A 22,286-nucleotide genomic window follows, 5' to 3' on the forward strand; every position below is an offset into this window, starting at 1 on the left:
GCTCCAAATAATTGAAACAAGGATTTCATTTCTTTTGGAGCGATTTTTTTTTTATTAATCGAAACTATTATTTTTTATACACGTATATGATTTATTGGTGATTAATTAATTTAAAGGTTTAAACATGAAAAAAGTTTTTTTTCTTATGATTGCAGTTCTTGCATTCTCAATTACTTTGAAGGCTCAGGAATTTGATTTTGTATCTGCCAGGCAGGCTCACACAGTCTTAGTAAGCGGAGTTCCTAATCTTGATGATGAATATGAATTGTTTAGTGTAGTTGCTTTGCACTTTCCAATGTTTGGTATTGAATTAGACTTCGAGACAGGGAATGCACAGATGTGGAATTTCTCTTTCAAATCAAAAGACATAAACGATGAAAGTCTTTATGAATATACTATTTTTAGAATAAACGGTGAATTTACTTATGAACTTTCAGTTGCTGAAGACGAATATGTACAGGAAAATCGTACTTTAGTTAATACATGGAAAAATTCAACTGTTTTTGCTGATGAGTATAAAAAAAGCACTGCTTTAACCAACTTTTATATCGAAAATTCTGAATCAATTGATTTAATAATATATGAATTATTATATGCCGATGAGTTGGATACTGATATTTGGAGTGTATATTTATTCAGTGGAGAAGAAAAATTTATTGGATGTGCTTATCAGGCAACAACTCTTGAATTGATAGAATGTCTTGATAACACAACTTCAGTCGCTGATAAACTTGCCCGTGCTACCAAACTCTTTCCACAGCCTTCGAAGGATTATCTGAATATTGAACTTCCTTTTACAGGAGATGTCAGACTCGAACTTTACAATACGAATGGTATAGTTCTTAAATCAATGAACCTCAACACAAATGGCGATGTTCAATTCAATACTTCAGACCTTACAACCGGAGTTTACAACCTTGTCATTAAGAACAATAACTCTACATTTTCAAAGAAGGTTATTGTAACAAGGTAAGCATTGCATCATATCAGAAATGAAAGAGAATTTATCAAAATTAAATCTTAGCAAAGTTTTTTTACTACTTCTCCTCAAGAAATAAAATAATTTCTTGGGGAGTTTTTTTTGTAATCTTGTGTTAATTAGTTACTTTTGTTGTTTATATTATTTGAAAAAGTATTACAAAATTATGCAAAAGAAAAGAACCAGCAAAAAAGATTTGAAATTTCCTGAATTTCTAATTGATGCAAGTAAACTCAGATGGACATGTCCTGAAGATGTATTTGATTTCAAATCTACTGCCGAGCTTAAGCCACTTGACAGAATAGTAGGACAGGAGCGTGCTATAGAAGCTATACGCATGGGTGCAGAGCTTAAAGCAAAGGGTTACAACATTTTTGTTACCGGTTTATCAGGAACCGGCAGAACTACTACTGTTAAGCAGATTGTTGAAGATAATGCCACATCTTGCCCAATTACTTATGATTATTGTTATGTGAATAATTTTGATAATCCTGATAACCCAATACTTCTTACTCTTCCGAAAGGCAATGCAAAAATTTTGTCAAATTCAATGGATGAAGCGATTTCTTTTCTTAGAGTGAGACTTCCGAAATTGTTCGAGGAAGAGGCATATCAGATTGCCCGCAAAAAAATTATTGATGAATATCAACAAAAAGAGCGGGAAAGCCTCAATGATTTTGACAAAAAGATTAAACCGCTTGGATTTATACGTGGTCAGCTCGAAAATGAGCAGGGTTTTGTGCAGCCTGAGGTTTTTCCCTTGATAGATGGAGAGCCAGTTGCGATCGAAACACTTGATGAGCTTGCCGAACAAGGCAAACTAACTAAGAAAAAAGTTGCAGAGCTTAAAAAAACCTGGAAAAAGCTTCACGATGAAGTTTTTGAGTTATCGAGAATAAGTATGAAACTAATTCAGGAATTTCGTAAAGATTTGCTGAATAATGATAAAATGTCGGCTGAGACTGTTGTAATTTCAGCTTTTTCAGAAGTTGAAACAAATTTTGCAAATCACGGTTTGGATAATTATTTAATTAAAGTTAAAGAATTTATACTTGATAATTTGAATATTTTTGTTCCTGCACCTGCGCCTGTTCCGGTACTTGCTGAAGTCGAAAATAAGAATGATAACAGTGACTTTTTCAATCAGTTTAAAGTGAATGTAATTCTTGATAATACTAATACTGTCCAGGCGCCTGTTGTTATCGAAACTACTCCAACTTATAACAATCTTTTCGGTACTATTGAGAAAACTTACGACCAACGAGGCTTTTGGAAAACAGATTTTACCAAGATTAAATCAGGTTCTCTTCTAAAAGCAGATCAAGGATTTTTGATTGTCAATGCAATAGATTTATACACTGAGCCGGGGGTTTGGTCAGCTCTAAAGAGAGTTCTGCTGTATGATAAATTGGAAATACAACCTTACGACTCATATTTTCAAATATCGCAATCATCTATTAAACCCGAGCCGATTCAAATTAATGTAAAAGTCATTGTGATTGGTGGGCAAACTTTATATAAATGGCTTTTTGCAAATGAAAAAGAATTCAAGAAAATTTTCAAAGTTAATGCACAATTTGATTATGAATCTCCAAAATCTGTTGAAATGCTTGAAAATTATGCAAGATTTATTGCCAAACTCAGCAATGAAGAGGAACTGACACATTGCTCACCTTCCGGAGTTGCAGCAGTTATTGAATGGGCTGTTGAAGAAGCCGGCTCACAGAATAAAATTATACTCAAATTTTCAGATGTTTCGGATTTACTTCGTGAAGCAAGCTTCTACTCAAGAGACAGTAAAATTCCCCTGATAAGTCGTGAGGATGTACAAAAAGCTATAGACTGGCGTAAAAAACGCAATGACTTGATTGATGAAAAATTGCAAAATGAAATTATCGAAGGGACCATTCTGATTGATACTGAAGGAGAAAAAGTAGGAATAATAAATGGCTTAACGATTTATAACAACGGAATATTTGCATTTGGTAAGCCCGCAAGAATTTCTGCAAATGTTTCTGCAGGGACATCCGGAATTATCAATATCGAGCGTGAAGCTGATATGAGCGGTAAAATTCATAACAAAGGTGTGCTAATTATTTCGGGATTCCTAAGAGAAAAATTTGCAAGAAAAACAACTCTCTCACTGACTGCATCACTTGCTTTCGAGCAGAATTACGGCGGCATTGATGGAGATAGTGCTTCAGCAGCTGAAATCTATGCTATACTTTCTGCCCTGACTGAAAAACCGATAAAACAGGAAATTGCTATAACAGGCTCAATGAATCAAAAAGGTGATATTCAGCCAATCGGTGGAGTAAACGAGAAAATTACCGGATTCTATGAAATATGTAAGTCCCGCGGTCTTACCGGTAATCAGGGATGCATTATTCCTAAAACAAATGTTAAGGATTTGATGCTTAACAATGAATTAATTAGCGACTGCAAAGCCGGAAAATTTCATATTTGGGCAATTTCAAATATTGATGATGGGGTTGAAATTCTATTCGGAATTGCCGCCGGAAAATTGTCAAAAGACGGAAATTATACAAAAGATTCTCTCTATGCAGCTACTGTAGAAAAACTTAATGAACTAGTTGAAATTGTGAAACCAAAAAAAAATATAAATGCAAAATCAAACACTAAGAAAACCGATTAAAATTGCTCCTTCTCTTCTCTCTGCAAATTTTGCAGAGCTGGGAAGTGATGTGCGGAAATGCGATATAGCAGGTGCTGATATAATTCATCTCGATATTATGGATGGACATTTTGTACCGAATATAACTTTCGGACCTCAAATCGTAAAGTCTATCAGAGGATATACTCAGCTTCCTTTTGATGTGCATCTTATGATAGAAGATGCAGACAAATATATTCCTGGTTTTATTGATGCCGGTGCTGATATGATTTCTGTTCATGTTGAGGCAAGCCGCCACCTTCACAGATCGCTTAGCCTTATCAAATCATTTGGCAAGCAGGCAGGAATTGTTCTGAATCCCGTCTCCCCTCTTGAATATGCATATGATGCTGCAGAGTATTGTGATTTTATACTGTTAATGTCAGTAAATCCGGGATTTGGCGGACAAAGTTTCATTCCTTCATTTCTCAATAAATGTGATAAATTGGCAAATTATTTGGATAATAATGGCTTGAATCATATTGAAATTGAAGTTGATGGTGGAGTTAAAGCTGATAATATTGCAAGTGTGGCAAGTGCAGGAGCTAATATAATCGTCAGCGGCTCGGGCGTTTTCAAAGGCGATATCGGAAAAAATATAATGGAATTAAAAATAAATTCGCAAGTATAAATGATGAAAAAATTCCCGCTTCATTTACAAATACTATTGGCGTTATTTCTTGGTGGAGTTTTCGGTTCGATTTTCAGTATTGATGAAAATACTTTGGAAATTGAATTTCGCGAAAATAATAAATATCATCAGGTAATAATTAAAAATTGGGACAAAATTAATTTTGTTAATGAAGCAGGCGAATTAATTATTTCGCATATCAACCAAACTTCCATAATTAAACATTTCAGCAAAAATTATAAAACCAATCCAGCCGAAATAATTATCGTTCAAAATGGGACTGAGACACAATATTCAAATGTAATTGATATAACCAAACAGCAAACTATTGCAACTGTAATCAAGCCAATCGGAGATATTTTTATACGGTTATTGAGTTTTCTTGCGATTCCGCTTGTTATTGCATCGCTTGTTGTTGGTGCGGCAAGTCTTGGGGATGTCAAAAAATTAGGTAAAATCGGTCTGAAAACATTTACTTTTTATATCGTGACAACCGCAATAGCAATTACTATTGGGCTAATTATTGCCAATGTCATTCGCCCGGGTGAGCAGCTACCGGTAGAGTCTAAACAAAGGCTGATGGAATCATTCGAAAGTGATAGTCCTGCTACGAATATTTCTCAAAATCTTGATATAGATTTGATTGATTTTATTGTTAAAATTGTCCCCAAAAATCCATTCGATGCTTTAGCCAATGGCAATATGCTACAGATAGTATTTTTCACCGTATTTTTTGGAATATCGCTGACATTTGTGAGCGAAAATGCACGAAATTCTGTTCTTGGTGTATTCTCCGGTACAAGCGACACATTAATTAAAATGGTCGGATTTGTAATGTTGCTTGCACCCTACGGAGTTTTCGCTTTGATATCTGCAACAGTAGCTGACTTTGGCTTTGAGATAATTTCCACTCTTGTTTGGTATATCTTTTCTGTGCTTTTAGGATTATTCTTGCACATGTCACTTGTATATCTTCCAATTGTAAAAATATTTACCAAAGTACCCGTTAAAGACTTCCTGCTTGCAATGCGAAATGCTCAGGCAATTGCATTCTCGACCAGTTCGAGTGCTGCGACCCTTCCCGTAACAATGGATTGCGTCGAAAACAATCTCAATGTACCAAAGAAAATCTCCGGCTTCGTTTTGCCACTCGGTGCTACAATCAATATGGATGGTACAGCGCTCTATCAGGGCGTAGCTGCGGTATTTATTGCACAAGTTTACGGAATGGACTTAGGTCTCACAGAGCAACTCACAATTGTATTTACGGCAGTTTTGGCATCAATTGGCACCGCGCCTGTACCGGGCGTCGGTATAATTATGCTTGTGATGATTTTGCAATCAGTCCATATACCGGCGGAAGGAATAGCATTAATAATAGGTGTTGACCGAATTCTTGATATGGCACGCACAATTAATAATATCACCGGTGATGCAGCAGTGACCATTGCAGTTGCTGCCGGAGAACAAGATTAGATTTTATTTTTGTAGTAACGAAATTTTTCGTATTTTTGTACACTTAAAAATTGCAATCCAAAATTGGGCTCTTAGCTCAGCTGGTTAGAGCGCTACGTTGACATCGTAGAGGTCGCTGGTTCGAATCCCGTAGAGCCCACAATATTATTCCCTTGAAAAATCCTGTAAAAGCTGAATCAAAAAGCTAATGCAGGATTTTTAATTTTAAAATATTAATCAATTCCAAACAGTATTACGATGAATTTTATTACATTATAAATAACAATATTCGATAACACTAATCGGTTCTATTTTATAGTTTAATTGTCATGCATTTTTAGGACAAGACATTCCACTCTTTGAGGGGTGGCAGCGAAGCTGACGGGGTGGAAATGACATCCAAGCCAAGCATATCGAATATCTGTACTTTTTCTGCTACAAACCCATCAACCCTGCGGTTAACCGTAGGGTTGATTTCAGGGATAGAAATTGTAATATAATCACTCGCCGGATTAGGATAAATATTAAAATATTTACCGTATGAAATCTGTGGTATGCTTTCTTCTTCTACCGAACTAATGACTTTTTTTCTTGTTCTCCATAAATCCATGTATTTCATTGCATAAAGTTTGCCATCGTGTCCGAGTTGCCTTTCCTAAGCCCCGACACCCGAACCCCAATTCTCAAATAACAATAATTTAACAATAAACTCCGTTTTAACCCCTGTAAATGTTACAAATTTCCCTTTTATTTTTGATATTTTATTTTCAGAAGATGATTGAATATTGTTCTTTGAAAATTTATTGATATTTCTTAGTTTTAATTCAGATTTTACTCAGTATAAGTCAAAAAAAGTTTTTTTGATTTAATAATATTATATTTTTTAGCTCTCAAAAGTTAACTATTTTTATTCAGAATATGTTTTGAAATACTAAATAATAGTTTCTTTCTGCTCGAAATATATATTTTTATAATTGAAAGAAATTATTTTCCTAATGAATTATGTTCAGATTTCGGTTGAAAGAGTTTCGATTAGGTCAAAATGTGTAGTATTTTAGTTAGAATTACATTTTTTTTCTGCGAAACTCATTCGGAGTTCTGCAAAAACCTTTCGGAGTTCTGCAAAAACCTTTCGGAGTTCTGCAAAAACCTTTCGGAGTTCTGCAAATACCCTTCGGAGTTCTGCAAAAACCATTCGGAGTTCTGCAAAAACCATTCGGAGTTCTGCAAATACCTTTCGGAGTTCTGCAAAAACCATTCGGAGTTCTGCAAAAACCATTCGGAGTTCTGCAAAAACCTTTCGGAGTTCTGCAAAAACCTTTCGGAGTTCTGCAAAAACCTTTCGGAGTTCTGCAAATACCTTTCGGAGTTCTGCAAAAACCATTCGGAGTTCTGCAAAAATCATTCGGAGTTCTGCAAATACCTTTCGGAGTTCTCCAAAAACCATTCGGAGTTTTGCAAAAACCATTCGGAGTTCTGCAAATACCATTCGGAGTTCTGCAAAAACCTTTCGGAGAGATTTTGAATTGAAACTATTTAATATATGTGCTTTTCATTCAAATTAATTTATTTTTTATACTATTTTAAAGGTGGTTACATGATGGAAAACTCGATTATTGTCAGAAAATATAACCTTTCTGACGGCGACCTGGCACTCTTTGCCAACACTTTAGTTATTGCTATGACAAGGGATTTGACTGAATTTGAGTCTTACGGAGTTACTGCACTCAAAATCAGTGATTTGAATGATTTGATAGATGAATTTCAGGCATTACCTGATGATGATATTTATCTGGCAGATTATAGTTACGCAATCGAACAGCGTGATGAGCTGAGAAGAACAATCGAAAATGTCTTACGAAGTATTTCGGCTCGTGCAAAATCTGTATATGGCAATAATACGGCTAAATACAGAGCATTAAAATCAGGTTCAATTACGAAACTGACTGACAGTGAATTTTTAGTAGAAGCAAGACAGATCCACAGTTCGGCTGAAACAAGCCTCGCAGACCTAACTGCCGAGGGTGTTACAGCTTTGTATCTCACGACTTTGGAAGGAAATATTGATGATTTTGAAACTTCAATCAAAACAGTTTCCGACAAGAAGATCATACGTGATGATGCCGCTGAAACAAAGGTTTTGAAGGGTAATGAATTGTATTCTTTAGTAGTTAAATATTGTGATTACGGTAAATTGATATGGAATAATGTCAGTCCGGCAAAATATAACGATTACGTCATTTATGAATCTTCTTCTCCGGGCTCTCTGACCGCTCCGACAGGGCTGGGATTTTTCTTCCCTAACACGAATTTCTTCTGGGATGCGGTGAATAATGCGACTTCTTACAATCTGGAGGCATCTACCGACGGGACTGATTTCTTCGAGATTTATTCAGGCGCCGAGCCGGAATTCAGCTATACTCCGATTCAGGAAGGATGGATGTGGTATCGGGTTCGTGCCAGAAATGCAGGCGGTTTTGGTCCCTTCTCGGAAGTATTTCAGCTTGGATATTATCCGGGCTCGCAACTTCCGACACCTGTAAACCTTGCCCTACAGGTCGAAACCGGCACTACAAACTCTCTGAAACTCACTTGGGATGTGGTTCCGAGTGCGACGAAATATTCTGTCAATAAATCAGTTGTGCCGATTGGTGCGGCAGCCGGTCCGTTCAACCTTGCGAAAAATGTTTATTCAAATGAATATTTTGAGGAGGTTGATTCTGGTCACAGATATTATTACAATCTCACCGCCTCAAACGGTAACCAGTGGAGCAGCGTCAGCGCAAACGTGTTTATTGATATGCCGTAATAAATTGAGAATTGAAAATTGACAATTGACAATTTTAAGAAATAAAAAAACTTCCGAAGTTTTTGAAACTTCGGAAGTTTGGGATAGGGTTTGCGGTTCGGGGTCCGGGAATTGTGAGAAAGACCTTCCGGCTCCGAAGACTGCCTCTCATAAAAAAAGTGCCTCACTTTCGGGTGGGGCATTTTTTTTGAAAAACCATCTAAAACAAAATCAAATTCATTTTCTTTTTAAGATAATATCGGAGGAGGAAGAGCTGGAAAATCACAAAATACTTATTCCTAACTTCTTCTTTATAAAAATAAATTGAATTATTGGCATTGAACCATAGAATATTGATGTTGCTATTGCCGCACCTAATAATCCAAAAGCTGGTATCAAAATGAAATTACTTGATACTGTTAATACCAAAGTTATTATTGTTCCAATTAAATGTGTTCCGGGGAAACCAGCCATATAAAGAAAAGCACCGCAGAAATAATATATCGATGCAATAGTAACACCTAATAGTATTACATAAAAAGGTAATAATGAGTCAATAAATTGAGGTGGCATAAACAAATATATATATAAAGGAAATGCAATTGAAAAAACAATAACCATTGGCAAATTGATTTTCATCATCATATTACGAATCTTGAAAATATATGATTTTAACTTTTCTTTTTCACTTTTGCTGATTAACTCACTAATTATCGGATTAAAGTTTGTCATTACAACCATGGGCAATACAAGGAAACCGCGTGCTATTGATGAGGCAAATGAAAATACACCAACTTCTGATGTTGTAAGGAACAAACTTGATATTAGTATGTCTGCTCTGTTATTGCTTTCACCAATAAATGAAACAAGAACTGCCTTGCTTCCAAAATTCAAATGTTTTTTTATCCATTCAGAATTATACTTAATTCTAAAATTGTATTTGACAAGAACAACATAAATCGATATTATAGCAACAATAAACTCAGATATTGGTATTATGAATACCATTTCTTTTAGTTCCAAATTCAAAAATAATGATATTAATAACAGGACTATAATCAATATCCATCTAAGTGATTTTAGTATCGAATTTAATTTCATACTTCTAATACCATTCAAGAAAGAATATATATTCTGAGATATTACAAAAAAAGGTATTCCAATTATTATGTTTCTAAATAATACAGTTGCTTCTTTATTAAATATTAAGTCGGATTTTAAATTTGTTATTACAAGTATCACAAAGCATAAAACTATTGAAAATGATAACCCTAAGATTAAAGAACCTGTTAAAATCTCATTATTTCTACTTTCATTATCTTTATCTTCAGCAGAAAATTTTACAGTTGAGCCCCAGGTTCCAAAATTAGCAATCATTATTGATAATGTATAAATAGAAAAGGCTTGGTTAAATAAACCAAGCCCTTCTGCTTTATATAAATTTCCAATTATTGTATTAACTAATATATAACCTAACGATAATACTATTTGACTATAAAATGACCAAATAACATCCTTTGTAAATTTCGATTTGAATATAACCTTTAAGTTGTTTAAATCTAGATCCACAACTTATATTTTCTTCAATATATAATAAATAACAGCTGAATATCTTATGTCCTCTTCTTGCATAAAATCTTTCATGTTTTTCTTAAAATTGTCATCTTTCGATTTTGCAATTAAAATTCCAGCTATCAATTTACGCAAGTATTTACCTGTATAAAATGGTATATTTAGAATGCTTGATACAATCTTTTTTAAATATTTGATATTATACATTGTATTAGTTATTGATTCAATTCCATTCATTTTTGATGGCAATATCTCAACTATCTCAAAACCGGTATTTTCTGCAATATACCTTACACCTAAATGAGACATGTGAAAATACGAATTTGCATGATAAGGTTGTAAAAACGCTGTTGCACCAACATATAATCCACCCGGCTTTAATATTCTTGATATTTCTCTAAATCCATCCCAAGGGTTCGGTATATGTTCCATTACAGATTGGCTTGTAACTAAATCAATTGAATTGTCTTGAATTGGAATGTTCATGCCATGTGCTAGAATATCAACACCTGAATTCAGGAAATAATCTAATCCAATGTAATCATATCCAAGTGATTCTATAAATGATTTCTTGCCACCACCACATGCATAATCTAATAATAAACCTTGCCCTTTTGGAATCAAAGATTTAAAATAATCGTCCCATGGTGCTTCTAACTTCAAATAATCCTTTTTCCAGTTAATCGGTATATCAAGGTCATAACTACTTTTCTGATGTCTTTTTGCAATTAATGTCGTGACATTCTTAAAATCAATGAACTCAGATTTACAATTAGTGCATTGAAAGGAACTTTCTAATCTAACTAAATCATGTGAATAGCATTCAGGACATCTTAATATATTATTCGCTCGATTATTCATGTTGTTACTTATTTAAGTTAATAATTAATGAACTTATTTCTGATATTTGGTTTGGTTCTAACTCATAATACATCGGCAATCTCACCAAACAATCAGCATATCTATCACAGTTTGGCAGCTCTCTTCCGTCATGTTTATTGCCATAGTATTCACTTTTGTGTAAACTTAGATAATGGAAAACTGATAATATTTGATTGTCTTTAAGCTTATTAATTAATTCGGTACGATGGACTAAAGATTTACAAACAATGTAAAACATGTGTGCATTATTACTGGCAAAATCAGGTATAAAAGGAAGACTTATATTTAAATCATTAAAAATGTCAGCAAGAGAATTTTTGTATTGATTCCACAATTCTTTTCTTTTCTTTTGGATGCTATCCAAATGCTCTAATTGTGCAAAAAGAAAAGCTGCTATAATATCAGAAGGTAAAAATGAAGAGCCTGTATCAACCCAGCCGTATTTATTTACCTCACCCCTGAAGAACTCAGCTCTGTTTGTACCTTTTTCCCATAATATCTCAGCACGTTTCACAAATCTATTATCATTTATGACAAGCATTCCACCTTCGCCTGAAATGATGTTTTTCGTTTCGTGGAATGAGAAAGCAGACAAATGACCAATACCACCAAGTGGGCGACCTTTATAATAACTATCAATAGCTTGCGCTGCATCTTCTACTACAAATATATTATACTTATCAGCAAGTGCCATAATCTTATCCATATCACAAGCAATACCTGCATAATGAACAGGAACAATTACTTTTGTCCTTGGAGTAATTAGTTCTTCAATTTTATCTTCATCAATACCAGGATGGTATGCTCTGCTATCCGCAAAAACTATCTTTGCTCCTTGACGAACAAAGGCAAGTGCTGTGCTGACGAATGTATATGAGGGTACTATAACTTCATCACCGGGCTGAATATCAAGCAAAAGTGCTGCCATCTCAAGTGCATCTGTACACGAAGTTGTGAGTAGTACTTTCTTAAAATCATAACGCTCTTCAAAGAACTTGTGGCACTTTTGAGTATATTTTCCATTACCGGATATCTTACCACTATATACTGCATCGTATATATAGTGTGCTTCTTTTCCGGTTAGGAAGGGTTTGTTGAAGGGTATCATTAGCAAATCATTTATTTATAACATAACATTGTTGAATACCAACATCACCACCAGAAAAATCATTTTCAATTTCATAAAATATTTTGTTGATTGGATTTGAATATCCCTCGTATTTTGAAATGTCAGTTGTCAATTCTCTTATTAATCTACTACCCAAATAATAAATTGAAGAAAAATCAACAATTTCATAATTAAGATTTTTTGATAGAAGGAAATTGTTAGTTTTTGACTTCTTTAAATATCTATTAAAATCATGTTCAACAAGACTTTCCAAACCAAAAACAACTCTAATAGTATTTAATTTTACTAGAGGTTCCCAAAATGCTTCAGAAAGTAAAACTTTACCGCCAGGTTTAGTAACTCTAAGGCACTCATTAATACCGATTATTTGTTCTTCCCAATTAGGTAAATTAATCAAAACACGCGTTGTATATACAACATCAAAGCTATTATCAGGAAATTCAATCTTACGTATATCACCAACTTGGAAATTAATTGAGTCTTTATTTGCCATATTTTTAGCATTTAAGGCTTCTTTAATCATACTTTCGGAATAGTCAATACCAAAAGCACTTTTAAAATTGAATCTATCAGATTGCTTTAAAAGACCAAACCCATTAGAACATCCAACGTCTAAAACATCAATTCCATCTTTCAAGTGATTTGAAATATTGTTAATTTCAAGTTCTATTGCATAATAATCACCCCAAGATGCATGATGATTAACACCATGTAAAACAGCTTGATTATCCCAAAATTTTTTAATAAAATCCATTCTACTCCTCTATATTTTTAATTATTAATACTATTTAAATTTCTTGTTTTGCTATTCAATTCTTAAGAACAATTACTTTCTTTCATTTCCCTTTTGAAAATATTTAGTAATTGCATTTCCAATTTTTTTGTTAGTATCCAAGCAAACGAATATGCCTATCTGATACTTCAATTCATTTTCCAATTCATCGCTTGTATATGCTTTAAGTTTTATATCATCATATTCTATATTCAATTTGGCTACCAAAATGTCAAATCTATTTGTATCTAATTCACTTATATATTTATTTATATTCATTTAATCACAAGTTTCAGTTTTGGACAATTGTGCATAATACTCATCGGTTAAAATGTCTCTGCCAGCTAATAAGTGATAAAGATATTCTTTCTTAGGTTTTAAGGCATTGACAATTTTTTCTTTGTTTGCAATGTAAGTTGTTGCTTCAATTAGATTATTCTCTAAATCAGTTACTTGTACTAATTTTTTATCATATTGATTTGGATAGCCTTCTTCATTATCAAGATGAATTATATCAATATCAGGGAATTCGTAAAGTGCACCCTCTACATAATCATTGTTAGATTTAACAATATTGGCAAAAGTAAAATCTCCATATTTGGACTTTTTATTAAAAACTAATTTGTAATCAATAAGTTTTGCAAATTTTCTTGATGAGAAATTAATATTTCTCCCCTTCATCCTTTCAGGGTTCATATTTGAACCGTATGCGAAATACAACATTTTTGTGATTCTTTCCGATATTTAAAAATTATAAAACAGAATTTAACTTCCTATGGGAGATTTCTTTTACATAACCAACAATAATATCCCAATTCAAAAGAGAAACCTTGTTACCTCTTGGAAATTGAATTGTAATTGTTTTTTTTTCTTGATTAGGATGAGGTATATCCTTTAACATAATCCAATATGCTTCATCTTCATCTTCTACATATTTGATATACAATACAACCCTAAGGTTATTTCTAAGGTAATTGTAATTTGATACTTTTAATGATTGTTTTTCAAGACTATTTGATCTTTTTGATTTTTTTGAACTTTTAAGTTGAATTACAAATTCTAAGCCTTTAAATACAGAATCTTCAGCAATTTCAATATTTAAATCTTGACCATAGTCATTTTTTATTATGTTTACGTTCCATTCAGCAGGGAATTTACTCTTAAGAAAATTTATAGATTTATTTTCAAGTGTATGATTCTGATGCCTTCTAGGGTATTGTTTAGACATAAATTTTTATCACCTATAATCTAGATTATTTATTTAATTGTTTACAAATAAATTCATAATATATTCAAAATTCTTATCCCAATTTGTATTCTTTACAACAGCATTTCTGCAAGCACTCTTTATCTCTTGATTATTACGCATTAGTATTGCTAATTCTAGTTTATCAGTTAAATCTTTATCAAAATCCTCGAAAATAAATTGATGAGAATTTTCCGGTAAAAATCCTCTTATGCTAGGTCTGTCTGGTGCAACAGGAATCAATCCACAAGACATTGCTTCCAAAATTGCAGTTGAAATTCCTGAATTTTCACCTAAACTACTTTTATTAAGATTAATTGGATCAATGTAAATGTCTGCTATTGCTACATGTTTATGTAATTCATGATATGCTATTACATCTGCTAAAATTACATTATCAGAAAGATCAAGTTCGGATATTAAATTTCTTAAATATACATCCGATTCATTATCCCCTTTACCAATTATGTAATAAAAATTGGTATGTTTTTCAACTATATTTTTAACAGCATTTAAGATATTATCGTAATCAAACCACATACGTGCTGGTCGCAAAGTTGAAGCAATAATTGAATCATGGTTAAAATTATAAAAACTCTTAAATTCTTTTGAATTATCAGGTTTAAATCGGTTTACTTCAATCCCAAAGTGATGTATAAACTCCCAATTGCCAAAATTCCATCCTCTTTTATCAATCATAGGCTTATAATAATCAATATCATAAGAAATTATTTTATCAATCCTTTTGCAATATTGCCTTATTAGAAATTCATTATGAAAAATGAAACCTGGATTGGGGAATTTTGTTATATTATAGTCGTTACCTATAGTGATTACTACTTTCTTAATATTTTTCTTTACTCTATATATAACCGGACCAGAAAAAGCTAAATTTATGCCCAAAACTGCATCTATATTGTATTTACGTATTATTCTATTTATAAATAATGTTGAATATACAATTCTTATAAAGGAATTGATATAATCAAAATGTAGATTATTTCTATTTGCTAAAAACTTATTAACTCTTTCAAGAAAAGTGATTATATGAACACCGCTGTCAAATCTATTAATTCTATGATAATTATTAGATAATAAATAAACATTATCTCCATTATTAACAAATTGATTTGCAAATCTTGCTGTATGAACTGAACTATTTCCTAATACTAAAATATTCATATTACACTAAACACTTTTAGGTTTATAAATCCAATAACCCGAATTAGTTTCAAAAGCTAATTCATAATATGTATCCAAGTACTTGTTAAATCTTTTTGAATTTAAAGTTTGAACAAATATTTTTCTGGTGATAATATAATCACATAAATTAGGTTCGTATTCACCATCTTTATTCAATTTCTGTTTTAATAAACTTAACTTACCACTTGGAGTATGGTAACTGCCACTAACCCCATAAAGAAATTTATATTTGTTTCCATAATATAATATTTCAGGAAGTTGAGTAACATATATATTTGTATTATTATTTACCTTAACCGAATCTAAATATTTAATTACACCTGCCGTTGGACTTGTTGTTTGTACTTCCAAAAAATTAAATATTGAGAAAAAGAGCTTGTTAAATAATTCATAAGCTGATTTAAAAAAATTGCTAAAACTGCCAAACAATGTAGTTTCTGACTCAGGTTCATTAATCAAACTATTATTATCAATACCAACTTGATTATTATCTAAATCATCATTTTCAATTGATCTATCATCTTTAATAACAAATTCCTTTATAGCAGTTCTAAACTCTTTTATCTCACCAGTTGATAAGTTCTCTTCTTTAAGAATAATATATTCAGTACTATCTTTTACTTTAAGTTTCTTATTGATTAAGGTAGGTTTATCATCTATTTTTGTAGTTTTAGAAGAAAGATTTTTATCTTTCAATTTATCAATTTTCTTTTTATCTACTAATGATATTGATAGATTTTTTTTCTTTGAGATACTGTTGTCAATAACTTTATCAGTCATTGGCTTAATAATCTTTGTATTTATAGTATCAATTTTAGCCAAATCCACATTGTTAATAACAGATTTATCTTTTTTATTAATTATAGTATCCTTGACTTTTAACGAATCAATTTTTGCTAAATCAACTTTATTTATTACAGGTTTGGTGATTCTTGTATTTGCAGTATCCTTGACTTGTGACGAATCAATTTTTGCTAAATCAACTTTATTTATTACAGGTTTGGTAATTTTTGTATTAGCAGTATCCTTGACTTGTGACGAATCAATTTTTGCTAAATCAACTTTATTTATTACAGGTTTGGTGATTCTTGTATTTGCAGTTTCCTTGACTTGTGACGAATCAATTTTAGAATAATCATTTTTAATAACTTTTGGTTTGACAATTCTATTCTTAGGATGCTCATTAGATAAAATAGTGTCAATAATTTGATTAATACTTGATATTTTAGCTGAATCTATAATCAATGGAACATTATTCTTTTCCTTATCATTATTTGATATTGCTTGTGCTGAGTTTTTTGCAATAGAACTTGTTGATGTGGATTCATCAATATTTTTGCTCGCCGTCATAATTTGATTTTTTGTAGTTGCTTTGTCCTTAATTTTCTTATTTTTATTTGCAAATTGTTGAGTATTTGTAGTTTTAATTGAGTTACGACTTTCTTTGTATGAAGCCACAAATAAATCAATGTTTTTTAAAACAGAATCATACTTAGTTAATACACTCTTACTAATTGGTTCATTACTTTTTGCACTTAATCCTGCACTAAATATTTTTGCTATCCTATCAATTTGTTCTTTTCTTTTATCTGTATTTTTATACTTCTGCTTTTCTTCAATCTCATTTGCAATCACTTCAATTAAGCTTGGATTAGACTTGCTTTTTGACAAGTCATTATTTTTTAAAGCAGAAATTTGATCCATTGAGCTTCTATAGTAGTTTAATATATCTTTTAGCTCAGTATCACTTAATGTTTCAAGGTATTTCCTTGTAGAATATAAAGAATCTTTTGTTAAATCAAGCGCAACCTCTTCGGCCACCCAAGCTTTATTAACTTTTTCAGTTGTCCTAGAGAAAAATACAAAATAAATGATATTAATTACTGCAATCAAAATCAGCCAATTGAAGAAATACTCCGGTAACTTTTTATAACTTAAAATTGAACTGATTTTATAAAAGTAATAAACAATCATGGATAGTAAAATAGGCATCATAAAACCAGCATATCTAGAATTACCACTGCCTAGTATTGAAAATGCAATGCCTACTAAAATCGTCATTGAGAATACAATATAATCAAATTTTGATTTATCAATCCCCTTATGTAACAATACAAAAATAAATAAGGGTATGATTATCCAATTTGCAATACTAAGTGTACCAAATCCAAAAAACAAATCAAAGTATTGAATTAATATAATTCTAAATGGCGTATCAAGCCCTCTTCTAGTAAAATATCCACTCATTTCAAATTCATCTGATTTAACATCATTTTCTAATAAATAAATAATAATAATATTTATCGCAATAACGATAATAAATAGCAAAAATGAAATTACTTTTTCCTTTTTTAACTTATTCATAACATTTTAAGTATTAAATCAAGTATTCTTTCAACTTTAGTTAGAAAATTAAACTTTGCTCCAAATATCCAGCCGTCTCCCCAAATTATTTCAAATAAATAATTTGATACACCAAATATTTGTATGAGAATAGTAAAAATTAGGATTTGTTCCATCGACTTAAATATATTTTGCTTTACCAATAATAGGTATAAAATAATTTGCACAGGTAGTATTATTAAATTGATTGAATGTACTGTTGCTCCAAGTCCAACTGTCATTGAAAATAATAGAAGATTGTAACTCTTCTTTTTTGTCAGAAGCTCGTAAATATATATGTTAGATAATAAAAATAAGACGTAAGAAATTGATGACGAGCCGTATGTTGCAATTAAGAAAATAAATGAACCAGAAAACAATAATAGTGCAGAACTATACAATGCTACAATCTCATTTACTTTTTCTTTCAAAAATAAATATACTAGTAAAATTAGATAACCTCCATTGACAAGTGGAATAAACCTATAATAAAAGTCTGAGTTTGAGTTGTTGATGTTTAAAAGATTCTCAATCACTTTAAACATAGGATAGCCGTATCCATGCTTATCTGCCTTGAGAATTCCATACAAATCTAAGTACTTATAACTACTATATTCTATTGTAGTGGATTCAGAAATTGCATTAGCTGTTAGTGCATAAACTAAAGTATCATGATTGGATAATCCTCTAAAAGAAAAAAGAGTCACAGAAAATATCAAATATAAAATAATAACTATAACTATTTTATTGATTTTTAGGTAATTGTAAAATTCGTGAATTTTAAAATTTGTAAATTCTTTAAACAATTTTCCATTAATTTCAAGAACAAGCATCACAATAAATTTAAATTTTAAAAAACTAATCAATAAAAAGTATATACATGTTAATATAAGGATATAGATAAATGAATATAATCCAGGTAATAAAAAAAAGCAATAAAAAAGGATTAAACCATTTATTAATTGACCAATAATCAATATTGATAATACATTTAATGATGTTATTGGGAATTCAAAATATTTATTCAAAAAGCCAAATAATATAAGTGAAGGTAGAATTGAATTAAAAATCAAGACAATCATAAACTCAATAATATTAAGTATTATTTCAACTATCATGCTTTTGACTATTTAATTTATTGATAATATACTTAAATTTTCCAGCTTCCGTTGTATCAATTGAATCTACAAACTCGAAATTTAAAATCCACATTGGTGCTCTATCATGAACAATTTTATTAATCATCTTGATTTGGTTTTCATCAAAATTTTTTTCTTTAATGATTTTGATTGTTATATTGAATAAATCTTCTTGTATAACTTGATATTGTTTAATACCTTGGCAATGCACTTTAAATATATATGAGAATATCCAGCCATGAATATATTTACCATCTGGAGATTGTAATATATCAACAGACCTTCCTACAATTTCCTTTATTCTTTTGGTTTGCCTGCCACATGAACATAATTCTTCTGTTACGGTTGCAATATCACCGGTCTCATACCTTATTAAAGGGTAGGCATAGTTATACAAACTTGTAGCTAATACTCGACCTTCAGATTCGCAATTTTCCATATTGTTAGAATCAACTGTTTCCATTATTGAATTTTGAGTATCTATATGCATGCCATCGTGTTTTACGCATTCGTATGCACTCAAACCACCATCATACAATCCATATTGATCAAATACTTTACATTGGAATACATTTTCAATTTTTTCACGCATATAATCATGAAGCTTTTCAGTCATTGAAAATACGGCATTAAATTTATAATTATTTAAATTTGATTTGTCAATCCAGTCTGCCAAAAAATATAATGAAGAAGCATATCCGCGTATATACAATGGTTTTTCTTTAACCAAAGTATTATAATATAATTTCAAATTTCTCTCTTCCATATCAAAAGATGATAATTTATGAAAATTCAATCCATATTTATAAAAGTATTTTATTCCAATACTTCCACTACCACCTATTGAACTTCCTCCAAGAAAGAGTATTTTATCACCAAAATTATAACCAGCATTTGTTAAACCTAAGTAAAGAAGTGCTATACTCCTTATTCTTTGTTTATGGTCTATATAAAATATAAAAGGTGTACCTGTTGTACCGCCTGTTCTCCCTTGTTTATGCTTGAATTGAACTAAATTTTTGGGTATGAATTGATTCGGATTCTTTTTTACAATTTCTTTAGTTAAAACAGGTAATTTACCTAAATCTTCAATTGTGTTAATATCATCATACTTTATATTTAAATTGTTAAATATTTCTTTGTAATATGGAACATTATTATAACAGTGGATCAACATTCTATTTAACTGAGTCTCTTGATCTTTTTTTAACTCTAATTTTGATTTAAATTCAATATTTTTGAATTGTTCATATAGCTTGATAATATCTATATCAAAAACATTATTTGCTAGTTTAAATATAACGGATTTTATCATATTATTTAAATAAGTTAGTTTCTAATAAGTTCAACTTCTTAATTTCTCTTCACCAGAAAAACTAAATATCTCTTGTAACTTATCAAGAAATAGTTTCTAATATCAGTGAAAATTAAAAGCTTTTAAATCATAAATAAATTTTGTCACATCAATTTTATCTGCTACTATCTTGTTAGCTTTTTCATTCGATTCTAACTTTACTCTATCAAAATCAATTGAATTTAAGTGATTCAAAATTTCTTTAATATCTATTGATTTATAGATTAAATTATACTTTTCAATTTCTTCCTTTATATATCCCATTGAAGGCAAAGAATTCATATAAATTGAATAAGTTCCCAAGCAAGCGGCTTCACTTGCCATTGTTCCACCCTCACCCAAATACATTGTTGCATAGTAGAGTAAATCATGCATCTTTGTAGGGCATATTTTCATTCTGTATTCTTCAAATTCTTCCGGTAATTCTTTTTCAGAAGAGATAATTATTTTTCCGTGTGGCTTCAAAGTTTCAATTAGTTTTCTTTTATCTTCAATGCTAAGTCCTTTTTGCCCAACATCATGAGTTGCCTCCCATGATACGAAACGAACTACAAAGAATTTATCATTTTCGGTTAATCCAATTTCTTTCAATACTTCAGGATTTGGGGTAAATCTATCAGGATGCAAATATGCAAGTTCGTGATATCCGGCGTATCTGATTTGCTTTGGTCCCAAGTCATCCGTAAAACAATCCGGTGTATAAATTTTAGTTGCAAAAGGTTTAAATAACTTTATTTGTTCTTTAGCGTGCTCTGTATCAGTGAAAACAAAGAACTTTGCTTTTGATACTAAAGTTCCAAATGGTCTTGCAGAAGAAATACTTAGTATATAGTCGGGTTTAAATTTAAAGCAAAACAAAGTAAATTTCAATCCAACAATTAGAAAATCAATAAACTTTTTAAATAATCCTTTTCTATATGTACCCATATTCACATAAGGTATATTGTATATATTTAAAAGTAATTCACTAATTTCTTTAGTTGTTGATGTTACTCTGACTTCATATTCATCTTTTACTAATTGGAAATACAAATTCTTAAAAAAATGTACATGAGCAGGATGGTTAATATCAATTATAATTTTTATATTTCTCATATTTTCATCATTTTGTTTTTCATCGCAGGTGCCCTGTAACCAGAAACCTCACGCTCAAAATAATTTTCAAGAATATTCTTTGCCTGCAACAATTCAGATTTCCATTCATCATTAGATTGAGTCTGTACCTTTGTTTTAGTATCGAAAGGCACGGTATGATGCAGACTATGACACGCGATTTCGTGTTTCGATTCTTTAAGTGCTTTCATAATCACGGGGTATCTGTCCACCTGGTCGGCAATCACAAAGAAAGTAGCAGTTATGTTATGCTTCTTCAGAAGTTCAAGAGTCTTGAGCGTGGAATCAGTAATATAGTCAAAGCGTCCGTTCCAATCTTTAAAGAATTCATCCACCGTTTTATACATAGCAAATGAACTACCCGTTATCGCAGGAGTATGATACCAATCATCAAGGTCTATGGAGAGAAAGATTTTGTTCAAGTTAGTTATCGAGTTATTGAGTTATCGAGTTATTGAGTTATTGAGTTATTGTGTTATCGAGTTATTGAGTTATTGAGTTATCGAGTTATTGAGTTATTGAGTTATTGAGTTATCGAGTTAGTGAGTTAGTGAGTTATTGAGTTGTTGAGTTATTGAGTTAGTGAGTTAGTGAGTTATTGAGTTATTGAGTTATTGAGTTATTGAGTTATTGAGTTATTGAGTTATTGTGTTATTGTGTTGTTGAGTTATTGAGTTTGTTAGTTATTGAGTTATTGAGTTATCGAGTTATTGAGTTATCGAGTTAGTGAGTTATTGAGTTATCGAGTTAGTGAGTTATCGAGTTATTGTGTTATTGTGTTATTGAGTTAGTGAGTTATCGAGTTATCGAGTTATTGAGTTATCGAGTTAGTGAGTTATTGAGTTGTTGAGTTATTGAGTTATTGAGTTATCGAGTTATTGAGTTATCGAGTTATTGAGTTATTGAGTTATTGAGTTATTGAGTTATTGAGTTATTGAGTTAGTGAGTGATTGTGTTATTGTGTTAT

At 31.2% G+C, this 22,286-nt stretch carries 20 protein-coding genes and 1 tRNA gene; 6 read left to right on the plus strand and 15 right to left on the minus strand.

All coding sequences use genetic code 11. From position 1 onward, the window contains the following. Positions 1-124 precede the first annotated feature (124 nt). The 5 genes from KF896_05955 to KF896_05975 all read left to right on the plus strand — a co-directional run bounded on the left by KF896_05955 (position 125) and on the right by KF896_05975 (position 5,899). Positions 125-973, plus strand: a complete 849-nt coding sequence (locus KF896_05955) for a T9SS type A sorting domain-containing protein (GenBank protein MBX3043242.1) — start codon at positions 125-127, stop codon at positions 971-973. 172 nt (positions 974-1,145) lie between these two features. Then, positions 1,146-3,635: an AAA family ATPase gene (locus tag KF896_05960; protein MBX3043243.1), complete on the plus strand. Its 2,490-nt coding sequence runs from the start codon at positions 1,146-1,148 to the stop codon at positions 3,633-3,635. Further along, positions 3,604-4,284 carry a ribulose-phosphate 3-epimerase gene (locus tag KF896_05965; protein MBX3043244.1) on the plus strand — a complete coding sequence of 227 codons (681 nt, stop codon included), beginning with the start codon at positions 3,604-3,606 and terminating at the stop codon, positions 4,282-4,284. Before KF896_05960 ends, KF896_05965 begins: the two co-directional genes overlap by 32 nt. Next, positions 4,285-5,760, plus strand: coding sequence for a dicarboxylate/amino acid:cation symporter (locus tag KF896_05970; GenBank protein ID MBX3043245.1), 1,476 nt, complete (start codon positions 4,285-4,287; stop codon positions 5,758-5,760). Positions 5,761-5,825: 65 nt separating this feature from the next. After that, a tRNA-Val gene (locus tag KF896_05975) sits at positions 5,826-5,899 on the plus strand. A gap of 177 nt (positions 5,900-6,076) precedes the next feature. Here KF896_05975 and KF896_05980 read toward each other — a convergent pair. Continuing rightward, on the minus strand, positions 6,077-6,358 hold the full coding sequence (locus tag KF896_05980) for a hypothetical protein (protein ID MBX3043246.1): 282 nt from the start codon (positions 6,356-6,358) through the stop codon (positions 6,077-6,079). Between the two features lie 435 nt (positions 6,359-6,793). After that, positions 6,794-7,228: a hypothetical protein gene (locus tag KF896_05985; GenBank protein ID MBX3043247.1), complete on the minus strand. Its 435-nt coding sequence runs from the start codon at positions 7,226-7,228 to the stop codon at positions 6,794-6,796. 111 nt (positions 7,229-7,339) lie between these two features. On the opposite strand from KF896_05985, the gene KF896_05990 reads away from it, so the two are divergent. Next, positions 7,340-8,548: a hypothetical protein gene (locus tag KF896_05990; GenBank protein MBX3043248.1), complete on the plus strand. Its 1,209-nt coding sequence runs from the start codon at positions 7,340-7,342 to the stop codon at positions 8,546-8,548. A 261-nt stretch (positions 8,549-8,809) separates the two neighbouring features. Here KF896_05990 and KF896_05995 read toward each other — a convergent pair whose 3' ends face one another. From KF896_05995 to KF896_06055, 13 genes are all read right to left on the minus strand, one after another. After that, positions 8,810-10,096, minus strand: a complete 1,287-nt coding sequence (locus KF896_05995) for an oligosaccharide flippase family protein (protein ID MBX3043249.1) — start codon at positions 10,094-10,096, stop codon at positions 8,810-8,812. 3 nt (positions 10,097-10,099) lie between these two features. Further along, positions 10,100-10,960 carry a class I SAM-dependent methyltransferase gene (locus KF896_06000; protein ID MBX3043250.1) on the minus strand — a complete coding sequence of 287 codons (861 nt, stop codon included), beginning with the start codon at positions 10,958-10,960 and terminating at the stop codon, positions 10,100-10,102. 4 nt (positions 10,961-10,964) lie between these two features. Further along, positions 10,965-12,089 carry a dTDP-4-amino-4,6-dideoxygalactose transaminase gene (rffA, locus tag KF896_06005; GenBank protein ID MBX3043251.1) on the minus strand — a complete coding sequence of 375 codons (1,125 nt, stop codon included), beginning with the start codon at positions 12,087-12,089 and terminating at the stop codon, positions 10,965-10,967. Between the two features lie 7 nt (positions 12,090-12,096). Beyond that, complete coding sequence (locus tag KF896_06010; protein MBX3043252.1) at positions 12,097-12,864, minus strand: methyltransferase domain-containing protein; 768 nt, start codon at positions 12,862-12,864, stop codon at positions 12,097-12,099. A gap of 72 nt (positions 12,865-12,936) precedes the next feature. Continuing rightward, positions 12,937-13,161, minus strand: a complete 225-nt coding sequence (locus KF896_06015; GenBank protein MBX3043253.1) for a hypothetical protein — start codon at positions 13,159-13,161, stop codon at positions 12,937-12,939. Next, entirely contained in the window at positions 13,162-13,605 is a 444-nt protein-coding gene (locus KF896_06020) for a gamma-glutamylcyclotransferase (protein ID MBX3043254.1), read from the minus strand. It abuts the gene before it with no gap. 28 nt (positions 13,606-13,633) lie between these two features. Continuing rightward, positions 13,634-14,110, minus strand: a complete 477-nt coding sequence (locus KF896_06025; GenBank protein ID MBX3043255.1) for a DUF4365 domain-containing protein — start codon at positions 14,108-14,110, stop codon at positions 13,634-13,636. A gap of 33 nt (positions 14,111-14,143) precedes the next feature. After that, on the minus strand, positions 14,144-15,310 hold the full coding sequence (locus KF896_06030) for a glycosyltransferase family 4 protein (GenBank protein ID MBX3043256.1): 1,167 nt from the start codon (positions 15,308-15,310) through the stop codon (positions 14,144-14,146). Positions 15,311-15,316: 6 nt separating this feature from the next. Further along, positions 15,317-17,695 (minus strand): hypothetical protein, encoded by a 2,379-nt coding sequence (locus KF896_06035; GenBank protein ID MBX3043257.1) that lies wholly within the window; start codon positions 17,693-17,695, stop codon positions 15,317-15,319. Beyond that, a complete protein-coding gene (locus KF896_06040) occupies positions 17,692-18,546 on the minus strand; it encodes a glycosyltransferase family 39 protein (GenBank protein MBX3043258.1) in 855 nt (284 codons plus the stop codon). Before KF896_06040 ends, KF896_06035 begins: the two co-directional genes overlap by 4 nt. Before the next feature lie 274 nt (positions 18,547-18,820). Further along, positions 18,821-20,167 (minus strand): phenylacetate--CoA ligase family protein, encoded by a 1,347-nt coding sequence (locus KF896_06045; protein MBX3043259.1) that lies wholly within the window; start codon positions 20,165-20,167, stop codon positions 18,821-18,823. 102 nt (positions 20,168-20,269) lie between these two features. Further along, positions 20,270-21,301 carry a DUF354 domain-containing protein gene (locus KF896_06050; protein MBX3043260.1) on the minus strand — a complete coding sequence of 344 codons (1,032 nt, stop codon included), beginning with the start codon at positions 21,299-21,301 and terminating at the stop codon, positions 20,270-20,272. Further along, the gene (locus tag KF896_06055) at positions 21,298-21,741 is read right to left on the minus strand and encodes a polysaccharide deacetylase family protein (GenBank protein MBX3043261.1); all 444 of its coding nucleotides are present in this window, start codon (positions 21,739-21,741) and stop codon (positions 21,298-21,300) included. Before KF896_06055 ends, KF896_06050 begins: the two co-directional genes overlap by 4 nt. Between the last annotated feature and the right edge of the window lie 545 nt (positions 21,742-22,286).

The sequence above is a fragment of the Ignavibacteriota bacterium genome, assembly GCA_019637995.1.
Classification (GTDB): Bacteria; Bacteroidota; Ignavibacteria; order Kapaibacteriales; family UBA2268; genus JANJTB01.